A 17,811-nucleotide genomic window follows, 5' to 3' on the forward strand; every position below is an offset into this window, starting at 1 on the left:
GCCCAGTTCGTCGCCAACAACCCGGGCAACGTGTGCCCGGCCAAGTGGAACGAAGGCGCCAAGACGATCAAGCCGTCGCTGGACCTGGTCGGCAAGATCTAAGCGAACCTGCCCACGGTCCTACTGCGCGTCCCGATCTTGGCCCTGTGATGCTCGCCGTACCCATGTACGGCTGCGCTTCTCGGGCCAACCTCAGGCCGCTCGCTACGGACCATGAACAGGTTCCAAGCGGCTTTGCCGCTTGATTGCAGCGGCCGGCACTGCCGGCCGTTTGCTTAAGGGGAGGCGGCATGTGCCCATGTGTCACCTCCCCGGACTGTCCCGATACGAATCAATACGAATAAGGAAGTCGTCATGCTGGATGCTGATGTCAAGGCCCAACTGAAGGCCTACCTCGAACGCCTCGTGCAGCCCATTGAGCTGGTCGCCTCGATCGATGACAGCGAGGGCTCCCGCGACATGATGGACCTGCTGCGCGACGTCGCCGAGCAGTCCGGCATGATCGTGCTGACCGAACAACGCGACGATGGCGAACGGTCGCCATCGTTCCTGATCCGCCGCACCGGCTCCGATGTGAGCGTGCGCTTTGCCGCGATCCCGACCGGCCACGAGTTCACTTCGCTGGTGCTGGCGCTGCTGCAAGTGGGCGGCTATGCCCCCAAGCTCGAAGCCGACGTGATCGAGCAGATCCGCAATATCGAAGGCGATTTCCGCTTCGAGACCTACATGTCGCTCACGTGCCAGAACTGCCCGGACGTGGTCCAGGCGCTGAACGTGATGTCGGTGATCAACCCGCGCATCCAGCACGTGGCGATTGACGGCGCGCTGTTCCAGGGCGAAGTCGAGTCGCGCAAGATCATGGCCGTGCCGACCGTGTTCCTGAACGGCGAAACGTTTGGCTCGGGCCGCATGGGCGTGGAAGAGATCCTCGCCAAGATCGACACCGGCGCCGCCGCGCGCGATGCCGAGAAGCTCGCCGCCCGCGACCCGTACGACGTGCTGATCGTCGGCGGTGGCCCGGCGGGCGCGGCAGCGGCCGTGTACGCCGCACGCAAGGGCGTGCGCACCGGCGTGGTGGCCGAGCGCTTCGGCGGCCAGGTGCTGGACACGCTGGCCATCGAGAACTTCGTCTCCGTGCAGGAGACCGAAGGGCCGAAGTTTGCCGCCGCGCTGGAGCAGCACGTGCGCCAGTACGAGGTCGACATCATGAACGCGCAGCGCGCGGTCAAGCTCACGCCGGCCGACGCGCCGGGCGGCTTTGCCGAGGTGACGCTGGCCAACGGCGCGGTGCTCAAGGGCCGCTCGGTGATCCTGTCGACCGGCGCGCGCTGGCGCAACGTGGGCGTGCCTGGCGAGCAGGAATACAAGAACAAGGGCGTCGCCTATTGCCCGCACTGCGATGGCCCCCTGTTCAAGGGCAAGCGCGTGGCCGTGATCGGCGGCGGCAACTCGGGCGTGGAAGCGGCCATCGACCTGGCCGGCCTCGTCACCCATGTCACGCTGCTGGAGTTCGGCGATCAGCTCCGCGCCGATGCCGTGCTGGTACGCAAGCTGCAAAGCCTGTCCAACGCGACCATCGTCACCAACGCGCAGACCACCGAGATCACCGGCAACGGCGAGAAGGTCAACGGCCTGCGCTACAAGGACCGCGTGAGCGGTGCCGACCACGACGTCGCGCTGGAAGGCGTGTTCGTGCAGATCGGCCTGGTGCCCAACACCGAGTGGCTGGACGGCGCCGTGGAGCGCAACCGCTTCGGCGAGATAATCGTCGATGCGCGCGGCCAGACCAGCGCGGAAGGCGTGTTCGCGGCGGGCGATTCGACCACCGTGCCGTTCAAGCAGATCATCATCGCCACCGGTGATGGCGCGAAGGCAGCGCTGTCGGCGTTCGACCACCTGATCCGCGTGCCGCTGGCGGAAGCGGCCTGATAGACAAGCCGAGCTGTACGAAGCCGGACCCCGCGAGAGCGGGGCCGGCTTTTTTCATGTCCGCCGCCTGGAAAGCCTGGGTCACCAGCAGGGCCGCAAAAAGTCCTTGAAATGCGAATCATTCGCATTTATAGTTGATCCATCGACAGCGCTGCAGCACAGGCAACCACCTGAGAAAGCCCGGCACGTCGAACCGAATTCCGCTGTGCGTGCGCCCAGTCCTGGGCGCCCCGGCAACCGATCTTTTGTGGGGACCGCTCTGACACACAGAGCGTTTGGCCGTAGCCAGCCGCCCGACAGTCGGGAAAGCACTCAGACCCCGCTTTCCCGACTGCGACTTTCCCGGGCGCCAGCCATGCCATCTTTTTCTGAATCCCCCTGCATCCCGCTACGTCAGCCGCACCCCTTTCTCGCTCCAACGCCATGCCAAACTCGACCGACCTGCACCGGGCCGGGCTCAAAGCCACGTCGCCGCGCGTCAAGATCCTGGACATCCTCGCCGCCGGTACGGACCACGGCCGCCACCTGAGCGCGGAAGACGTCTATCGCCAGCTGCTTACCTCCGAGATCGACATCGGCATCTCGACCGTCTATCGGGTGCTCAACCAACTGGTGGATGCCGGCGTGCTGCTGCGGCACACGTTCGAGGCCAGCCATGCGGTGTACGAGATCAACGAAGGCGCGCACCACGATCACCTGATCTGCCTCGCCTGCGGGCGCGTGGAAGAGTTTCACGACGATGCGATCGAGGCGCGGCAAGAGAGCGTGGCCGCCGCGCGCGGCTTTGTGCTGCGCGAGCACGCGCTGGCGCTTTATGGAGTGTGCCCGGCATGTCAGGCGCGTGCGGGTGCGGGCAACGCCATCGGCCTGAATGCCTGATGTGATGCGCGAGGTGACCTAGTTACGCTCTGAAACATCATCGTCGGGATCATGGGGAAACTCACCGGGCGTGTCTCCCTCCAACAGACCATGTGCCACCCAGGAGATGCCGATGCGACGCCGTCTCAAGTCCGAAGATGAACTCAAGACCCTGCTGGCCCGTTGCGTCCAGCAGCACCCGGAATGCGCCCAGTGCGAACTGCGCGCCATGTGCATTCACCGCCCCGATCACACCGGCTGCAACTGGAGCGCCGAATTTGATTTCCGGACCGACGATGACGCTGCCGCGATTCGTGGCCTGCACGTCGTCAAGCGCTTCCTGACGGTGGCGCGCACGCAGTACAACGTGGCGTCCTAACGTCTGGCTGCCTAGCCCTTGGCCTGGCGGGCGATGCGCTCCAGCAGTTCGCGGGCGCTTTCACTGTGCCCTTGCTGCGCCAGCAGGCGCGCATTCAGCACGAGGTTTTCCAGCACCAGTTTGGCGATGCTCGCCGTTAGCGAAACAATCACCTCGTCCTGGCTGAAGTGCGCATCTTCCATCTGCGTGAGCTGGTGCGAGACCAGCTTGCAGACCAGGCCGCGCAACATCTGCTCGTCGAAGGGCAGGTTGGCGAAATCCACCGGGTCTTCCTTTTCGACTTCCGCGATCAGCTGAACCAGCAGGTCTTCTGTCATGGTGCGTCCCCCCGTTCAGGTTGGGACCAGTCTACGCTTGCATTGCGCAAAACAAAACGGACCCATGCAGGGTCCGTTGGCGCTGTGGCGGCGTTGCGTCGTTACTTGCGGCGCATGAATTGGATCGGCTGCTCGGTCGGCGTCGATGACTCGCCCGACGCGCAACCGCTGCAGCCGCTGCCGCACGCGCTGCCCGAGAGCGGATCGGAGTGGCACGACGGTGCCGCGCCCGGTGTCAGCAGGCGCTGGCCGAAGGCGCGCACCCAACCCGGCCGTGCGGGGCGGTCGCACCAGCCCGCCACGCGCGCCATCGCGCGAGCACGCATGACCGGCGCGTAGCGACCCATCATCGACAGCGCGCTCATCGCCACCACCGTGGCGACGACGCCGGTTTCCACTACGTGATACACGCTCATGCCAGCACCCGTGCGATGTGATAGGTGATGAAGGCGGCCAGGTAGGCCAGCGCGAAGAGGTAGCCGGCGGTGGCGGCCATCACCTTCCATGAGTTGGTCTCGCGGCGGATGGCGGCCAGCGTCGAGATGCACTGCGGCGCGTACACGTACCACGCCAGGAAGGCCAGCGCGGTGGCCAGCGGCCATTGCGCGGCGATCACGGGGGCGAGCTGCGCGGCGGCGTTCTCATGCGTGGCCGACAGCGAGTACACCGTCGCCAGCGCCCCCACGGCCACCTCGCGTGCGGCCATGCCCGGAATCAGCGCGATACACATCTGCCAGTTGAAGCCGATCGGCGCGAACACGACTTCCAGCGCGCGACCGATGTGGCCGGCGAAGCTGTAGTCGATGGCCGGGCCGGTGGCGCCCGCCGGCGGCGACGGGAAGGTGGAGAGGAACCACAGCACCACCATCATCTTGAGGATGACCGTACCGATGCGGCGCAGGAAGATGCGCGCGCGCTCGATCAGGCCGATGGCCAGGTTGCGCGGGTTCGGCAGGCGGTACGACGGCAGCTCGAGGATGAGCGGATGCTCGTTGCGGTCGCGCTTGAGGTACTTGAGCACGTAGGCCACCACCAGCGCCGACACGATGCCCGCCATGTACAGCGCGAACAGCACCAGCCCCTGCAGGTTGAACACGCCCCACACCTGCCGCACCGGAATGAACGCACCGATCAGCAGCGCATACACCGGCAGCCGCGCCGAGCAGGTCATCAGCGGCGCCACCAGAATGGTCACCAGCCGGTCGCGCGGGTCCTGGATGGTGCGCGTGGCCATCACGCCGGGAATCGCGCAGGCGAAGCTGGAGAGCAGCGGAATGAACGAGCGGCCCGACAGCCCCGCGCCCGCCATCAGCCGGTCGAGCAGGAAGGCCGCGCGCGGCAGGTAGCCGGACTCTTCCAGCGCCAGGATGAAGAGGAACAGGATCAGGATCTGCGGCAGGAACACCAGCACGCTGCCCGCGCCGGCGATGATGCCGTCGACCAACAGGCTCCTGAGCATGCCATCGGGCATGACCGTGCCCACCCACACGCCCACCGCTTCCACGCCGGCCTGGATGCCATCCATGAGCGGCTTGGCCCACGAGAACACGGCCTGGAACATGAAGAACATCAGCACGGCCAGCAGCGCCAGGCCCAGCACCGGATGCAGCACGATGCGGTCGAGCCGGTCGTCCAGCTCGGCCGTGCTGCGCGGCATGGTGACGGCGGTGTCGAGCAGGCGTTTCACTTCAATGTGCGGATCGGCGTCGGCGGACAGGCCCACCGGCACGGCGGGCAGGCGTTCGTGGTCGATGTGCGCGACCAGATCGGCGGCGCCATTGCGCTTGATCGCCACGGTCTGCACCACCGGCACGCCCAGCGCGGCTTCCAGCTTGGCGCGGTCGATGCGGATGCCGCGGCGCTCGGCGGCGTCCACCATATTGAGCGCCAGCACCATCGGCAGGCCCAGGCGCTGCAGCTCCAGCACGAAGCGCAAGTGCAGGCGCAGGTTGGTCGCATCGACCACGCAGATCAGCAGGTCGGGGCGCGGCTCGCCACGGAACGTGCCGAGGCAGATGTCGCGCGTGATGGCTTCGTCGGGGCTGGTGGCCACCAGGCTGTAGGCGCCCGGCAGGTCGAGGATCTGTACATGCCGGCCCGACGGCGCAACGAAGCGGCCCTCCTTGCGCTCGACCGTCACGCCGGCGTAGTTCGCCACCTTCTGGCGGCTGCCCGTCAGCAGATTGAACAGCGCGGTCTTGCCGCAGTTCGGATTGCCGACCAGTGCGACGCGGAGCGCGGGGGAGGAGGAAGCGGGAGAAGCGTGCATCTGCAAAGGCCAGAAAGCGATGGGCCGGAAATCAAGCCGCCTTGCGCACCTGGGCGGGCGGGGGTGTTTCGGCGGCGGCGGCGGGTTGGGTGGGCTGCGTTGCCGCTTCAGCGCGCAGCCGCACGCGGGCGGCTTCCTGGCGGCGCAGGGCAAAGCGCGTAAAGCCCACCTGCACGACCAGCGGATCGCCGCCGAACGGGCCGACGGCCACCACGCGCACCGATTCGCCCGTCACGAAACCGAGTTCGCGCAGGCGTTGGCTGATGGGATCGGCGGGCTCACGGTCTTCAACGTGATCCACCACCGCCGTCGCCCGGCGGGTAAGCTCGGAAAGCCGCATCGTGCGTGATCCGTGACAGAATGGGTGCGTAGGGTTGTGCGTGTTGCGTAAATGCGAATCGTTTTCATTATATCGCAACATTGCACGACCAAGCATTGCGCTGTGTCAGAACACGTCGCTTTTTTGGGGGATCTCCGCGCACGTTGCTCTGGGCACACAATTGTCGGGGTAACTGCCCGCAAAACCTGCATCGGTAAAGGGTTTTTGCCAAATTACCCTATCCTGGGTATTGGCGCGAATGGGGGTCATTGCCTATGCTTCAAGTGCGCTGAACTTCCCCGTTCAAAGCGTATTCTTTAAGGCCACCGGGTACCGCTATCCGGTGGCTTTTTTCATTGGCGTCCGCCCTGGCGGCGGTTCAGCCGGTCGCGATGGCGCCCCGGCCCTCGTTCTTGGCGCGGTAGCAGGCGGCATCTGCGCGGGCCAGGAAGGCCGTAGCGTCGGCGTCATCGGTCTGCAACTCCACCACCCCTTGCGACAGCGCGATCTCTGCGCGGGCCCCGGCGGCCAGCACCGGCTGGCGCGCCAGCGCTGCGCGGATGCGATCGGCGAAGGTCACAGCCGCCTGCATGCCGCAATTGGGCAGGATGACCACAAACTCATCGCCGCCCAGCCGGGCGACGTAATCCTGCGTGCGCGTGCTCTGCACCACCAGTTCGGCGATGCCGCGCAGCACCTCGTCGCCGGCGGCGTGGCCGTAGCGGTCGTTGATGGCCTTGAAGCCGTCGAGGTCGATCATGATCAGCGCCAGCGGCGCGTGTGGGGTGTGCGGTGCGCCATGGGTGCCGCGATGCGCCTCCACCTGCGCGGCCAGCGTGGCATCGAAGCCGCGGCGGTTGAGCAGGCCAGTCAGCACGTCATGCGTGGCGTCCCAGGCGATGCGCTGCACGGTCTCGCGCGTGGCCGACACGTCCCGCAGCACCAGCACGCCCGCGCCCGAGGTGCCTGGCAGCGGCCCCCACGAGAGTTCAACGTCATGGCGCCGCCCCCGCTCTCGCCCATTGGGCGCTTCCAGCCGCAGCCCGCCCGAAAGCCTGCCTCCCGAGCGCAGCAGCTGCGTGGGGATGATGCGCCGCCCGCTGTCGTGCTCGACCAGATGCAGCAGGCGGTTGATCGACTGGCCGATCGCGCGGGCTGGGTGGGTGCCGACCAGGGTTTCGATGGCGCGGCTGGCGTGCGTGACGATGCCGTCGCCATCGATGGTCAGCAGCGGCTCCTGGATGGCGTCGAGCACCAGCAGCGCGGCGCGCACCTCCTGCTCCAGCGCCTCCTTGGCGCGCTGCTCGGCGGTGGCGTCGACCACGGCGATGATCCAGCCGGCCAGCGGGGTGCCCGCGCCGCCCACCGGCCGCGCGGTGAGCAAGACAGCGCCGCTGCTGGCAGCATCGCCGGTGGCGATGACAACGGGCTGGTCGGCCAGCACGAGCGGGGCGTTGGGCAGATGCCGCAGCACCGTGGCAACGGCCTGCGCGGCAGCGGGCACGCTCGTGCGTTCATGGCCTTGCAGGGCCTGTCCGATGGTGGCAGCGCTGGTGCCAAGCAGCCGTTCGAAGCGGACGTTGGCGAACGGTACGGCCAGCGAGCGCTCCAGGAAGGCCAGCCCCACCGGTGCATGCTCGGCGAGGGCCCGGAAGAACGCGGCCTCCTCGTCGGCGGTGCCCAGCGTGTGCTCCCAATACTGGGCCAGGCGTCCGACGCTGGCGGCCAGTGCGCCTACCTCCGTGGTCGGATCGAAGTTCGAGGCCTTGGACTCGGCGAGTTCCGCCAGGCGCGTGAGCGGGTTGGGCGCGGCGGCATCTCCCATGGCAGGCCGGCTTGCGGGGGCGGACGGCACATGGATCGGCACGCCGGCATCGACTTCGTGGCGCAGGCGCTCCAGGGGGCTGGTGGCGCGCTCCAGCCAGAACCAGGCAAACAGCAGGCACACCGCGCCCGCCGCAATGCCGGCCGCGATGAGCGTACGCGTGGTGCGCGCCGCGCTCTCGTAGGCTTCCTGCACCGGCCACCACGCGCCGATGCTCCAGGGGACGGCGCTCAGGTGCCGGTAGCTGACGATGACCGGCGCCTGCCCTGGCGGCACGAATTCCGTGCTCCCATTCCAGCCCTGCGCCAGCGTGCGCGCACCGCTCTGGCCGTCGGCCAGGTCCGGTGCCGGCTGCAGCAGGCGCGTGCGGTCGGGCCCGACGATATAGCGGCCGTGCTCCGACACCAGCAGTAGATGGCCGGTGCGGCCGATGCGGGTGTTCTCCAGGTCGGCCAGGATGGGGTTGCGCGCCAGTTCGATCGAGCCGATCACCAGGCCCGTGAATTCGCCATCGGGCCCATGCAGCGGGGCCGCAAACGAGGCCACCGGCCGCCGGCCCGCCGGTGCGAGAAAGGGCTCGGCAATATAGAGACGGCGCGATTCGCGCACGGCCTTGTAGATCGGGTGCAGCGCCATGTTGTCGCCGCGCCGTTGCGGCAGCTCCGGCGCATCGGCCAGGATGACGCCGGCCGCGCCCACGATCATGACGTTGTCAAACACGCCGCGCAGTTCGGCGTGGGCATCGAGCCATGCCTGGCCCTCGGCTGCGTTGCGCGGCGCGGTGTCGGCGTCGGTGGCGGCCGACAGGCGGTCGAGCGCGTCGGCCAGGTGGGCGTCCAGCGGGCGCGCGGCCTGCGTGAGGACTTGCTCCAGGCGGCTATCGATGTCGTGCCGGGTGTCATCGTAGACCGTGCTGACCGCCACCGCGACCAGCGCGACGAACGGGACCAGGGCAGCCGCCACCACGCCCGGCAACAGGCGGAACAACAGGCGGCGCGGGGCGGGAGGCGGTTGGGTGGTCGACATGTGGCCGGATTGTAGAGCCAGATGGCAGCGTCATGCCGTGTTTGGGCAAGGAAACAGCGCGCGACCGGCACGAAGCAGCGGTCCATCGCAACGTTGCGCTCCCCACTTTCCACAAGTTGCGTGCGGGTGCAATTGCAAGCAAAATGCTTGCGCACTGCGCCAGCCGTGGACATCACGGTGTTTGAGCCGCGCTCGCTCCGAGGGGCGCTATCGATCTGATGGCGTTGCCAAATACCAAGGCTCTACCGGTCATCCAAGTGCCGAAGCACGCTTTCTTTCCCACTACGCTGCGCGGCCGCTTGCTCGCACTGGCCGCTGTGGCCGCCTTGCCCGCTGTCATCGTGGCCATCGCCGGGGTGGCGCTCTACCGGGATCGCCTCACCGATCATCTCGAACAACGTCTTTCGCACGAGACCCAGCGCGCCGCCGCAAGCGTGGGCATGGTGCTGGCCAATGCCGACCAGTTGCTTTCGGTGGTGGTGGCCGATGAATCCGTCTTGCGGCTGGACCCCAGCGAGTGCACCCGCTTCGTCAGCCGCGTCATCCACAACCAAAGCGACTTCGCCACGCTGGGCGTGGCCGACGCGCACGGCAAGCTCGTTTGCACGCCGACGTCCGGCGCGGTCGGGCTCGATGTTTCCGATCGCGATTTCTTTCGCGAGCTCATCGCCACGGGGCGGCCGTCGCTGTCCAACTTCCTGACGGGCCGGGCCTCGCACCAGCCCGTGGTGGTGGTCACGCGAGCGGTGGTTGGGGCCGATGGTGCGATCAAGGGCGTGGCCTTTGCCTCGATCCGGCAAAGCGCGTTGATCGCGGCGGCGGGTGGGGCGTCTTCCGCGCCGGTCTTCCTGGTGGACGGTGCCGGTGCGGTACTGTCCGGCGCGCGCCCGACGCAGCCCCCCACCCAGACCGATGGCACGCCGGGTGTCGCCAAGGGGGATCTCGTGGCCGCGGCCGGCACCGAGCCCGGCGCGCCCGAGTTCGTGACCGATGCCGATGGCACGCTGCGCGCCTACGCCGCCATGGTGGTGCCGTACGCCAGCACCGGCCGGCTGCGCCTGGTGCGCGGCATCGACGCCACCGACATGGCGCGCCAGCAGCGCGACGTCACGCTGGCCGGCGTCGGCGCCATCGCGCTGATGATCGTGTTGCTGCTGGCCCTGATCCAGCTGGCGATGCGGCGTCTGGTGCTGCCGCGCGTGGAAGCGCTGGTCGACGCCGCGCGGCACTACGCGGCGGGCGATTTCTCCACGCGCGTGGCCGAGCAGGCCGGCACGCGCGACGAGCTGTCGCTGCTTGAGCGGACCTTCAACGAAATGCGCGCCGCCATCCAGCGCCACGACGACACCGTCCACCGCCTGACCGAGCGCTTCCAGCGCGTGGCAAGCGCCACCAACGACTGGATCTTCGACTGGGACATCGCCACCGGCGAGTCCTGGGCCAACGCCAGCCTGCACCGCCTGCTCGGCAGCGACGCACTGCTGGAGCCCGGCGAGGGCGACGGCATGGGTGGCGGCACCTCGCGCACACTCACCTTCCACCAGTTCGTGCATCCGGACGACGTCGACGTGTTCGGCAAGGGGCTGCGCGCCGCGCTGCATTCCGACCGCGACAGCTGGCACCACGTGTGCCGCGTGATCGATGCCAACCGCGCGGTGCGCACGGTGGAAGTCCGCGCCAGCATCTATCGCGGCAAGGACGGGCGCGCCGTGCGCATGGCCGGCGGCGTGACCGACATCTCGCAGCGCTCGGCCATCGAAGCCGACCTGCGCACCAGCGAGGCCAACCTGCGCGTGGCCGAGCAGATCGCCCAACTGGGCAGCTGGCGCTGGGACGTGCTGCGCGATTCGGCCACGTGGTCTTCCGGCATGTACGTGCTGACCGGCGTGCCGTCCGGGGCAGCGCCGTCGTTTGCGCAGCAAGCGCAGTTCTTTACCGGCGAGAGCTACAACCGCCTGCGCGAAGCCGCCAGCCGCGCCGTCACCGAGGGCGTGCCGTATTCGCTGGAGCTGGAGATGATCCGCCGCGATGGCGAGCACCGCTGGGTGCTCTCGCGCGGCAACATCGAGCGCAACGATCGCGACGAGGTCGTCGCCCTGTTCGGCACCATGCAGGACATCACCGAGCGGCGCGAGTCCGACGAGCAGCTGCGCCTGCTGCGTCGCGTGGTCGAATCGGTGCCGTCGGGCATCACCGTGGCCGACGCGCAGCAGCCGGACTTGCCGCTGGTCTACGTCAACCCCGGCTTCGAGCGCATGACCGGCTACCGCGCCGAGGAAGTGCTCGGCCGCAATTGCCGCTTCCTGCATTCGTCCGAGCCGGGGCAGCCGGCGTTGAACGAGGTGCGTGTCGCATTGCGCGATGCGAGCGAGATCCGCGTGCTGCTGCGCAACTTCCGCAAGGACGGCCATCCGTTCCTGAACAACTTCCTGCTCTCGCCCATCCGTGACAACAAGGGCGCCGTCACGCATTACGTCGGCATCCAGGACGACGTGACCGAGCAGGAGATGACGCGCGCGCGCCTGGCACAGCATGCCACCGTCGACCCGCTCACTGGCCTGCCCAACCGCACGCTGCTGACCGACCGCGTGCAGCAGGCTGTCGAGATGGCCGCGCGCCAGCGCAGCCGCTTCTACGTCGCGCTCATCAACATCGACCGCTTCAAGGTCATCAACGACAGCCTCGGCCACCTGCTGGGCGACGAAGTCCTGCGCCGCGTCGCCGAGCGCCTGCGCGACACGGCCGACCCGGTGGATACGGTGGCGCGCTTCGGCGGCGACGTCTTCGCGCTGGTGCTCTCGCACGCCGGCTCGCATGGCGTCGACTTCGGCTTCGACCTGTTTGCCGAGCCGATCCGCGTAGAGGGGCATGAGGTGTTCGTGACCGCCAGCATTGGCGTGGCGGAATACCCGGCGCACGGCACCGACAGCGAGACCCTGGTGCGCCACGCCGAGATGGCGATGTACAACGCCAAGCAGAACGGCCGCAACCGCCTGGAGTTCTTCGCGCCCGAGATGGACATCGGGGTGTCGTACCGGCTGAACCTGGAGCACCAGATCCGGGCCGCGCTGGAGCAGGGCCAGTTCCGCCTGCTGTACCAGCCGCAGATCGACACCAAGACCGGCCGCATGTGCGGGCTGGAGGCGCTGATCCGCTGGATTCACCCCACGCGCGGGCTGCTGCCGCCGGCCGCCTTCATTCCGGTGGCCGAAGAGAGCGGGCTCATCGTCGAGATCGGCAACTGGGTGCTGGCCGAAGCCGCGCAGCAGCGTGCACAGTGGCATGCGCGTGGCCTGGGCGAAGACCTGACCATCTCGGTGAACGTGTCGCCGCTGCAGTTCAAGCGCGGCACGGTGCTGCCGACGCTGCTCAAGCTGCAGCGCCAGTACGGGCTGGGCTCCGGCTTCCTGGAGCTGGAGGTGACCGAATCGATGCTGATGGAAGGTACCGAGCGCACCATCGAAGACCTGACGGCGATCCGCCAGCTCGGCGTGCGCATCGCCATCGACGACTTCGGCACGGGCTATTCAAGCCTGGCGTATCTGAAGCGGCTGCCGATCGACCTGATCAAGATCGACCGCGCCTTCGTCAAGGACATCGACCGCGATTCCAACGACGCCGCCATCTGCACCACGGTGGTGGTGCTGGCGCACAACCTGGGCGTGAAGGTCTGCGCCGAAGGGGTGGAGGACGCGGCGCAGTCGGCCTTCCTGGCCGCCCACCAGTGCGACGTGCTGCAGGGGTATTACTTCTCCGAGCCGTTGCCACCCGACGCGGTGACGGCGCTGCTGGAGCGCGACACGCGCTTCACGGTGTAGGCGTACCTGCCGCGCCCGCCACCCGCAGGCGCACGCCGATCTCGCGCGCCATCGCGAACACGCAAGCAGCAACGGCCACCGCGCGCACGGGCATCACGTCCAGCACCAGCGTGGCGGCCCATTGGCGCATGAGCGGATCTTCGGTCATGCCGATGATGGGCGTGCGGTATGGCGATGCAGACGGCCCGGTGTAGAGATAGGATGCGCCGCCCAGCACCAGCGTCACCAGCACGTAGCCCAGCCACATGAGCCCGGCGGTGCCGAGCACGTGCCAGCCGCGCAGGGGCGATGTCTCCCGCGCCATCACCCCGCCCACCAAGACGAAACCCAGCACCAGCGCCAGATGGATGGCCAGCCCGTAGCCAGTCCAGGCCCACCAGCCCGGTTCGTGGCGGAATTGCCAGGCGTCGATCAGCCCGAACGGCTGGACGTTCATCAGCGTGGCGGCGCAGACCACGCCCCAGACGAGTCCGACGCGCCGGCCGGCGTATGCGTTTGCCATGGGGCTCCCTGTTCCCGGTTGGTATCCAGGTGGGAGCCGGTGCGCCGCCGCAAGTTCGTTAATTGATGTGAAGTGTGTGGAGCGGCTACGATCCGGCGCGGAACACCGCCACTGCGCGCTTCAAGTCTTCCGACTGGCGCGCCAGCACCGCGGCCGCCGCCGCCGCTTCCTCCACCAGCGTGGCGTTCTGCTGGGTGACGCCATCGAGCTGCGAAACCGACTCGTTGATCTGCGCGATGCCGCTGCTTTGCTCGCGCGAGCTGGCCGAGATTTCCGACATCAGCTGCGTGACGGTCTGCACGGCGCCGACGATCTGCGTCATGGTTGCGCCAGCCTGGTGCACCAGGGCCACGCCGTCGCGCACCGATTGGTCCGACGCGCGGATGATCTCCTTGCTTTGCGCGGCCGCCTGCGCGCTGCGCTGGGCCAGGCTGCGCACCTCGCCGGCCACGACGGCAAAGCCGCGGCCTTCCTCGCCGGCACGCGCGGCTTCCACCGCGGCGTTGAGCGCGAGGATGTTGGTCTGGAAGGCGATGCTCTCGATGGTGGCGATGATCTCCGTCACGCGCTGGCTGTCGGCGCGGATGGCATCCATGGTCGACACCACGCGCTCGACCACCTGGCCGCCGTCTTCCGCAATGGTGGAGGCCTTCTCGGCCAGGGCGCTGGCTGCGCGGGCGTGATCGGCGTTCTGCGCAACCATCGAGGTGAGCTCTTCCATGCTGGAGGCGGTTTCCTCCAGCGCGGCGGCCTGCTGCTCCGTGCGGGAGGAGAGATCCTGGTTGCCCGCCGAGATCTGCAGCGTGCTGTGCGCCACGTTGGACGCGCCATCCTGGATGTCGCGCACGATGGACGACAGGCTCGCGCGCATGGTGCCCATGGCGCGCATGACGTCGCCGATCTCGTCGGCACCGCGCGCTTCCAGGGTGGTGGTCAGATCCCCGGCAGCCAGTCGCGTGGCCAGCGCGGCGGCCTGCTCCAGCGGGCCGATCAGCGTGCGCGCGAGCAGCACTCCGGAGAGTGTCGCCAGCCCCGCGCAACCCACGCCGGTCAGCCACAGCCAGTCGCGCGAGAGCACCAGCCATTGCGTGTTGTGCAGGTCGGCCGCTTCCAGCGCCACGTGCGCCCACAGCGTGCCGATCAGGATGGCCACGGCAAGCAGGCTCTGCAGGCCGATCACCTTGAAGCGCAGGCTGTCGACCTGGAACAGGTTGGCCAGGCGGCGCCAGCCGGTGCGCAGGATACGGCCCTCGCGCACGGTGTACGACGGGTCGCCCTCGCGGATGGCGGCGTAGGCACGTTCGGCGCGGGCGATCTGCGCGGGCGTGGCCATCGAGCGCACCGAGGTATAGCCGGTGATCACGCCGTCCTGGAACACCGGCGTCACATTGGCCTGCACCCAGTAGAAGCCGCCGTCCTTGCGGCGGTTCTTGACCAGGCCGCGCCACGGCTTGCCAGCCTGGATGGTGGCCCACAGGTCGGCAAAGGCGGCCTCGGGCATGTCGGGGTGGCGCACCAGGTTGTGCGGCGCGCCCACCAGTTCTTCGTGGGTGTAGCCGCTGATGCGCACGAACGCCGGGTTGGCGAAGACGATGCGGCCTTTCTGGTCGGTGCGGGAGATCAGGTAATCGGCGGGGGCGAGGGCGGTTTCGGCGGCGGTGACCGGCAGGTTGGTTCGCATGATGGGGCCGCGTTGTGCGCGGACATTCGGAGGTTCCCAGGAGGAACGGCGCCCCTGCGGCGGGCTGAAGAGGGCGGGTGCATGGCCGTTTGATCCACGTCAAGCGGCTGCATGGGCGTGCCTGCGCTGGTGGACGGCGTTGGGGGGGGGCGATCGTGCCCCACGGGCATGCGCGTTGCTAAACCAACGGCATGCACAGCGGAGGGACGTATGCACAAGATCGCAGGCGATGTGGAGATCGTTCCACGCGCGATTCCCGTCGGCACGCGTGGCTGGGAGGCGCGCATCGACGTGGTGTTTCACGACGCGCAGGGGCAACTGCTGTCGGGTTCGCGGCCGGCGCAGCCGGGGTGCATCTTTGCCTCGCCGCGCGAGGCGCTCGATGCCGCGCTGCTGTATGGGCAGCGCGCGCTGCAGGAGTGGGTGACGCGGCCTTAGCCTGCCATCTCCGCCAGCCGGTTCGGCAACGACTTGCGCTCCTCGCGCGTGAGGCCGGCGGTCCAATAGCCCTTGGCGTCGATCGCCTCGCGCGGGATGCCCCAGGCGCCTTCGAGCAGCGCACGCGCCTGCTTGAGCAGCGACGCCTCGCCCGCCAGAAAGACCTGCGGCGTGCCGGTGGGCAGGGCGTGCGCGCTGAGCGCCGCCACCGTCCTGGCACCGGCGTGGTCGATCTCGGCTTCGATCCAGTGGATGTCGGCGTTGCGCGCCTGGGCGGTGTCCGCCAGCGGCAGCCGGGCGTGCCCATGGCCAATGGCGATGAACGCTTGCGCGGGGGCACTCTCGGGCAAGGCCTCCAGGATGGCGAAGATGGCCGGCAGCGCGGTTTCGTCACCAACGAGCAGCGTCCACGGGGCGGCCGGATCGGCGTGGAAGCCGCGCTTGGGGCCGGCGAATTCGATCACGTCGCCCGGCGCGGCGCGCTCCAGCCAGCGCGCGGCGGGGCCGTGCTGCGCGTGGGGCGTGTCATCGTGGACGACGAAGTCGATCTCCAGCACACCGCGCGCGGCGTGATAGCGGCGGATGGTGTAAGCGCGGCCAAGCGTGCGGGCCGTGCCGGATGCCGAACCCGACGCGGCCGCCGCCGGAAACATCAGCTTGATGGCCGCACCCGGCGCTGCGTCGGCCAGGTCGGCCAGTGCGTCGTGGGCATCACCGGTAAAGACCACCCGACGCATGCGCGGCGACAGCGTGTGGACGGCGCGCACGCGCAGGCGGCGTGTGCCGGGTTTGAGGGGGGCGAGCAACTGCGACATCAGGCCTTGCGTACGGGAAAAAGGGAACATGGCGTCTGGTTGCAGGTGAAAGTGAGCCGGGCGTTTCAGCGCCCGACGATCTCCTTCAGGGCGCGCAGCAGGATGTCCGCCACGCGCTGTTGTTCTTCGCGCGAGGCGAAGCGCTTTTCCATCAACGCGAACTTCAGGCGCCAGCGTGCGGTGCGCAGCGGGTCGTTGCCGGTGTCGGTCCACTCGGCACCGGCGTCGGTGTCGCGGTCGAAGGCCATGGCTTCGTTCATGCGCTGCATGCGCTCGCCCATGGCGCGCAGTTGCGCGAGGATGGCGTCGGCGCTGCTGCGGCGTTCGGCCAGCCACGCTTCGCCCTCAGGGGTGATGCCGTAGCGCTTCTTGTTGCCCTCGGCCGTGACCGAGGCAAAGCCGTGGTCTTCCAGATACGACAGCGCCGGATACACCATGCCCGGGCTGGGCGTGTAGAAGCCCAGCGAGTGCTCTTCCACCGCCTTGATCAGCTCGTAGCCGTGGCGCGGACTCTCCTTGAGCAAGGCCAGCAGCACCAGTTGCAGGTCGGCCGAGCTGAGGCGGCGGCCGCGCCAGACCCCGCTGTCGCCCTCATCGCCGTCGCCGCAGCCGCCCGGGCCGCCGCGCCCACCGAATCCGCGGCCAAAGCCGTGCGGGCCATGGCCGTGCCGGGCCATCATCCATTGCGCTTCCATCCACATCTGGCGTTGGCGTCCAAACCATCCATGCATGATCGTTCTCCTGCTGAACATCATTCGATATATCTTAAGATACATCGAATGATAGTGGCGACGATCACGAAGTCAAGGACGCGCAGGCAAAAAAAAAGCGGGCGAGCCCGCTCGGGTGATCAGGTGTCGGCGTTGCCGCCGGCGTCTTGCATGGCCACGTGGACGAGCCAGCGGCGTACCACCTGTTCTTCTTCTGGCGAGAAGCCGGCGATCAGCTCGGCCTCGATGGTCTTGACGCGCGTGCGGCAGGTCTTGAGCAGCGCTTGCCCATCGGCGGTCACGTCGATGTGCTGGATGCGCCCGTGCACCGCGTGCGGCCGCCGCGTGATGGCGCCGCTGCGCTCCAGGTTGGCGACGATCACGCTCACGGTCTGCGGCGTCAGCAGTGCGAGCCGGGCGAGATCGGCATTCGACAGGCCGGGATAGGCCGCCAGCATGGTCAGCACCACGAACTGTGGGGGCGTGATGCCCAGGTCGGCCAGGGCGCGTTCCATGCGCAGCCGGTGCGCGGCGCCGGCCTGGCGTAGCAGATAGCCAAGATAGCCTTGCTCGCCGCGCTTGCCCTCGCCGGGTTGGGGGATCGAGACGGAAGTCACGTCAGGCGTGTGGTCTTTGCGCATGATACTCACAATATCAGAGTTCGAATATGATGTTCGTGCACTGATATTACCATTCCTAGACCCCCTCCCCTCAGGAGCCAGACATGCACGATCTCTCGCCCCGCATGGATTACGCGGCCTTCACGGAAACCGCCGGCGGTGCTGCTGCCGCGCTGCAGGCACTCGGCAAGGCCGTCGACGCCTCCGGGTTGGACAAGACGCTGACCGAGCTGGTCAAGCTACGCGCCTCGCAAATCAACGGCTGCGCGTTCTGCGTGCAGTTCCACCTGAACCTGGCGCGCAAG

The 17,811-nt window shown here is 68.1% G+C and carries 16 protein-coding genes and 1 pseudogene; 7 read left to right on the plus strand and 10 right to left on the minus strand.

Going from position 1 to position 17,811, the window contains the following annotated elements; translation table 11 throughout:
* The 4 genes and pseudogenes from QZ609_RS14630 to QZ609_RS14645 form a co-directional block, all read left to right on the plus strand.
* A pseudogene (locus tag QZ609_RS14630) lies at positions 1–102 on the plus strand (peroxiredoxin); the annotation flags it as partial.
* A gap of 252 nt (positions 103–354) precedes the next feature.
* Positions 355–1,929, plus strand: coding sequence for an alkyl hydroperoxide reductase subunit F (gene ahpF, locus QZ609_RS14635; RefSeq protein ID WP_295496102.1), 1,575 nt, complete (start codon positions 355–357; stop codon positions 1,927–1,929).
* Positions 1,930–2,352: 423 nt separating this feature from the next.
* Entirely contained in the window at positions 2,353–2,808 is a 456-nt protein-coding gene (gene fur, locus QZ609_RS14640) for a ferric iron uptake transcriptional regulator (protein WP_295496104.1), read from the plus strand.
* Between the two features lie 112 nt (positions 2,809–2,920).
* Complete coding sequence (locus QZ609_RS14645) at positions 2,921–3,166, plus strand: hypothetical protein (protein ID WP_295496107.1); 246 nt, start codon at positions 2,921–2,923, stop codon at positions 3,164–3,166.
* Between the two features lie 11 nt (positions 3,167–3,177).
* Here the strand turns inward: QZ609_RS14645 and QZ609_RS14650 are convergent, their stop codons facing one another.
* The 5 genes from QZ609_RS14650 to QZ609_RS14670 form a co-directional block, all read right to left on the minus strand.
* A complete protein-coding gene (locus QZ609_RS14650; protein ID WP_295496110.1) occupies positions 3,178–3,483 on the minus strand; it encodes a hypothetical protein in 306 nt (101 codons plus the stop codon).
* Between the two features lie 101 nt (positions 3,484–3,584).
* Complete coding sequence (locus tag QZ609_RS14655; protein ID WP_295496113.1) at positions 3,585–3,899, minus strand: DUF6587 family protein; 315 nt, start codon at positions 3,897–3,899, stop codon at positions 3,585–3,587.
* Positions 3,896–5,752: a ferrous iron transport protein B gene (gene feoB, locus QZ609_RS14660; RefSeq protein WP_295496116.1), complete on the minus strand. Its 1,857-nt coding sequence runs from the start codon at positions 5,750–5,752 to the stop codon at positions 3,896–3,898. The genes QZ609_RS14655 and feoB overlap by 4 nt, the downstream gene beginning before the upstream one ends.
* A gap of 31 nt (positions 5,753–5,783) precedes the next feature.
* A complete protein-coding gene (locus QZ609_RS14665) occupies positions 5,784–6,092 on the minus strand; it encodes a ferrous iron transport protein A (RefSeq protein ID WP_295496119.1) in 309 nt (102 codons plus the stop codon).
* 358 nt (positions 6,093–6,450) lie between these two features.
* Complete coding sequence (locus QZ609_RS14670) at positions 6,451–8,922, minus strand: diguanylate cyclase (protein WP_295496121.1); 2,472 nt, start codon at positions 8,920–8,922, stop codon at positions 6,451–6,453.
* Between the two features lie 257 nt (positions 8,923–9,179).
* Here QZ609_RS14670 and QZ609_RS14675 point away from each other — a divergent pair, with 257 nt between their 5' ends.
* Positions 9,180–12,740 carry an EAL domain-containing protein gene (locus tag QZ609_RS14675; RefSeq protein ID WP_295496124.1) on the plus strand — a complete coding sequence of 1,187 codons (3,561 nt, stop codon included), beginning with the start codon at positions 9,180–9,182 and terminating at the stop codon, positions 12,738–12,740.
* On the opposite strand, the gene QZ609_RS14680 is transcribed toward QZ609_RS14675, so the two are convergent.
* The gene (locus QZ609_RS14680; RefSeq protein ID WP_295496127.1) at positions 12,730–13,242 is read right to left on the minus strand and encodes a hypothetical protein; all 513 of its coding nucleotides are present in this window, start codon (positions 13,240–13,242) and stop codon (positions 12,730–12,732) included. The genes QZ609_RS14675 and QZ609_RS14680 overlap by 11 nt on opposite strands.
* Positions 13,243–13,327: 85 nt before the next feature.
* Positions 13,328–14,923, minus strand: a complete 1,596-nt coding sequence (locus QZ609_RS14685; protein WP_295496130.1) for a PAS domain-containing methyl-accepting chemotaxis protein — start codon at positions 14,921–14,923, stop codon at positions 13,328–13,330.
* A 210-nt stretch (positions 14,924–15,133) separates the two neighbouring features.
* On the opposite strand from QZ609_RS14685, the gene QZ609_RS14690 reads away from it, so the two are divergent.
* Positions 15,134–15,361, plus strand: a complete 228-nt coding sequence (locus QZ609_RS14690) for a hypothetical protein (RefSeq protein WP_295496131.1) — start codon at positions 15,134–15,136, stop codon at positions 15,359–15,361.
* Here the strand turns inward: QZ609_RS14690 and QZ609_RS14695 are convergent.
* The 3 genes from QZ609_RS14695 to QZ609_RS14705 form a co-directional block, all read right to left on the minus strand.
* On the minus strand, positions 15,358–16,206 hold the full coding sequence (locus QZ609_RS14695) for a siderophore-interacting protein (RefSeq protein ID WP_295496133.1): 849 nt from the start codon (positions 16,204–16,206) through the stop codon (positions 15,358–15,360). The genes QZ609_RS14690 and QZ609_RS14695 overlap by 4 nt on opposite strands.
* Before the next feature lie 35 nt (positions 16,207–16,241).
* Positions 16,242–16,907 (minus strand): PadR family transcriptional regulator, encoded by a 666-nt coding sequence (locus tag QZ609_RS14700; RefSeq protein ID WP_295496135.1) that lies wholly within the window; start codon positions 16,905–16,907, stop codon positions 16,242–16,244.
* 119 nt (positions 16,908–17,026) lie between these two features.
* The gene (locus QZ609_RS14705; protein ID WP_295496138.1) at positions 17,027–17,527 is read right to left on the minus strand and encodes a MarR family transcriptional regulator; all 501 of its coding nucleotides are present in this window, start codon (positions 17,525–17,527) and stop codon (positions 17,027–17,029) included.
* An 83-nt stretch (positions 17,528–17,610) separates the two neighbouring features.
* Here QZ609_RS14705 and QZ609_RS14710 point away from each other — a divergent pair.
* On the plus strand, positions 17,611–17,811 hold a 201-nt coding region (locus QZ609_RS14710; RefSeq protein ID WP_295496141.1), incomplete at its 3' end, for a carboxymuconolactone decarboxylase family protein.

Source organism: uncultured Ralstonia sp. (assembly GCA_913056305.1).
GTDB lineage: Bacteria > Pseudomonadota > Gammaproteobacteria > Burkholderiales > Burkholderiaceae > Ralstonia.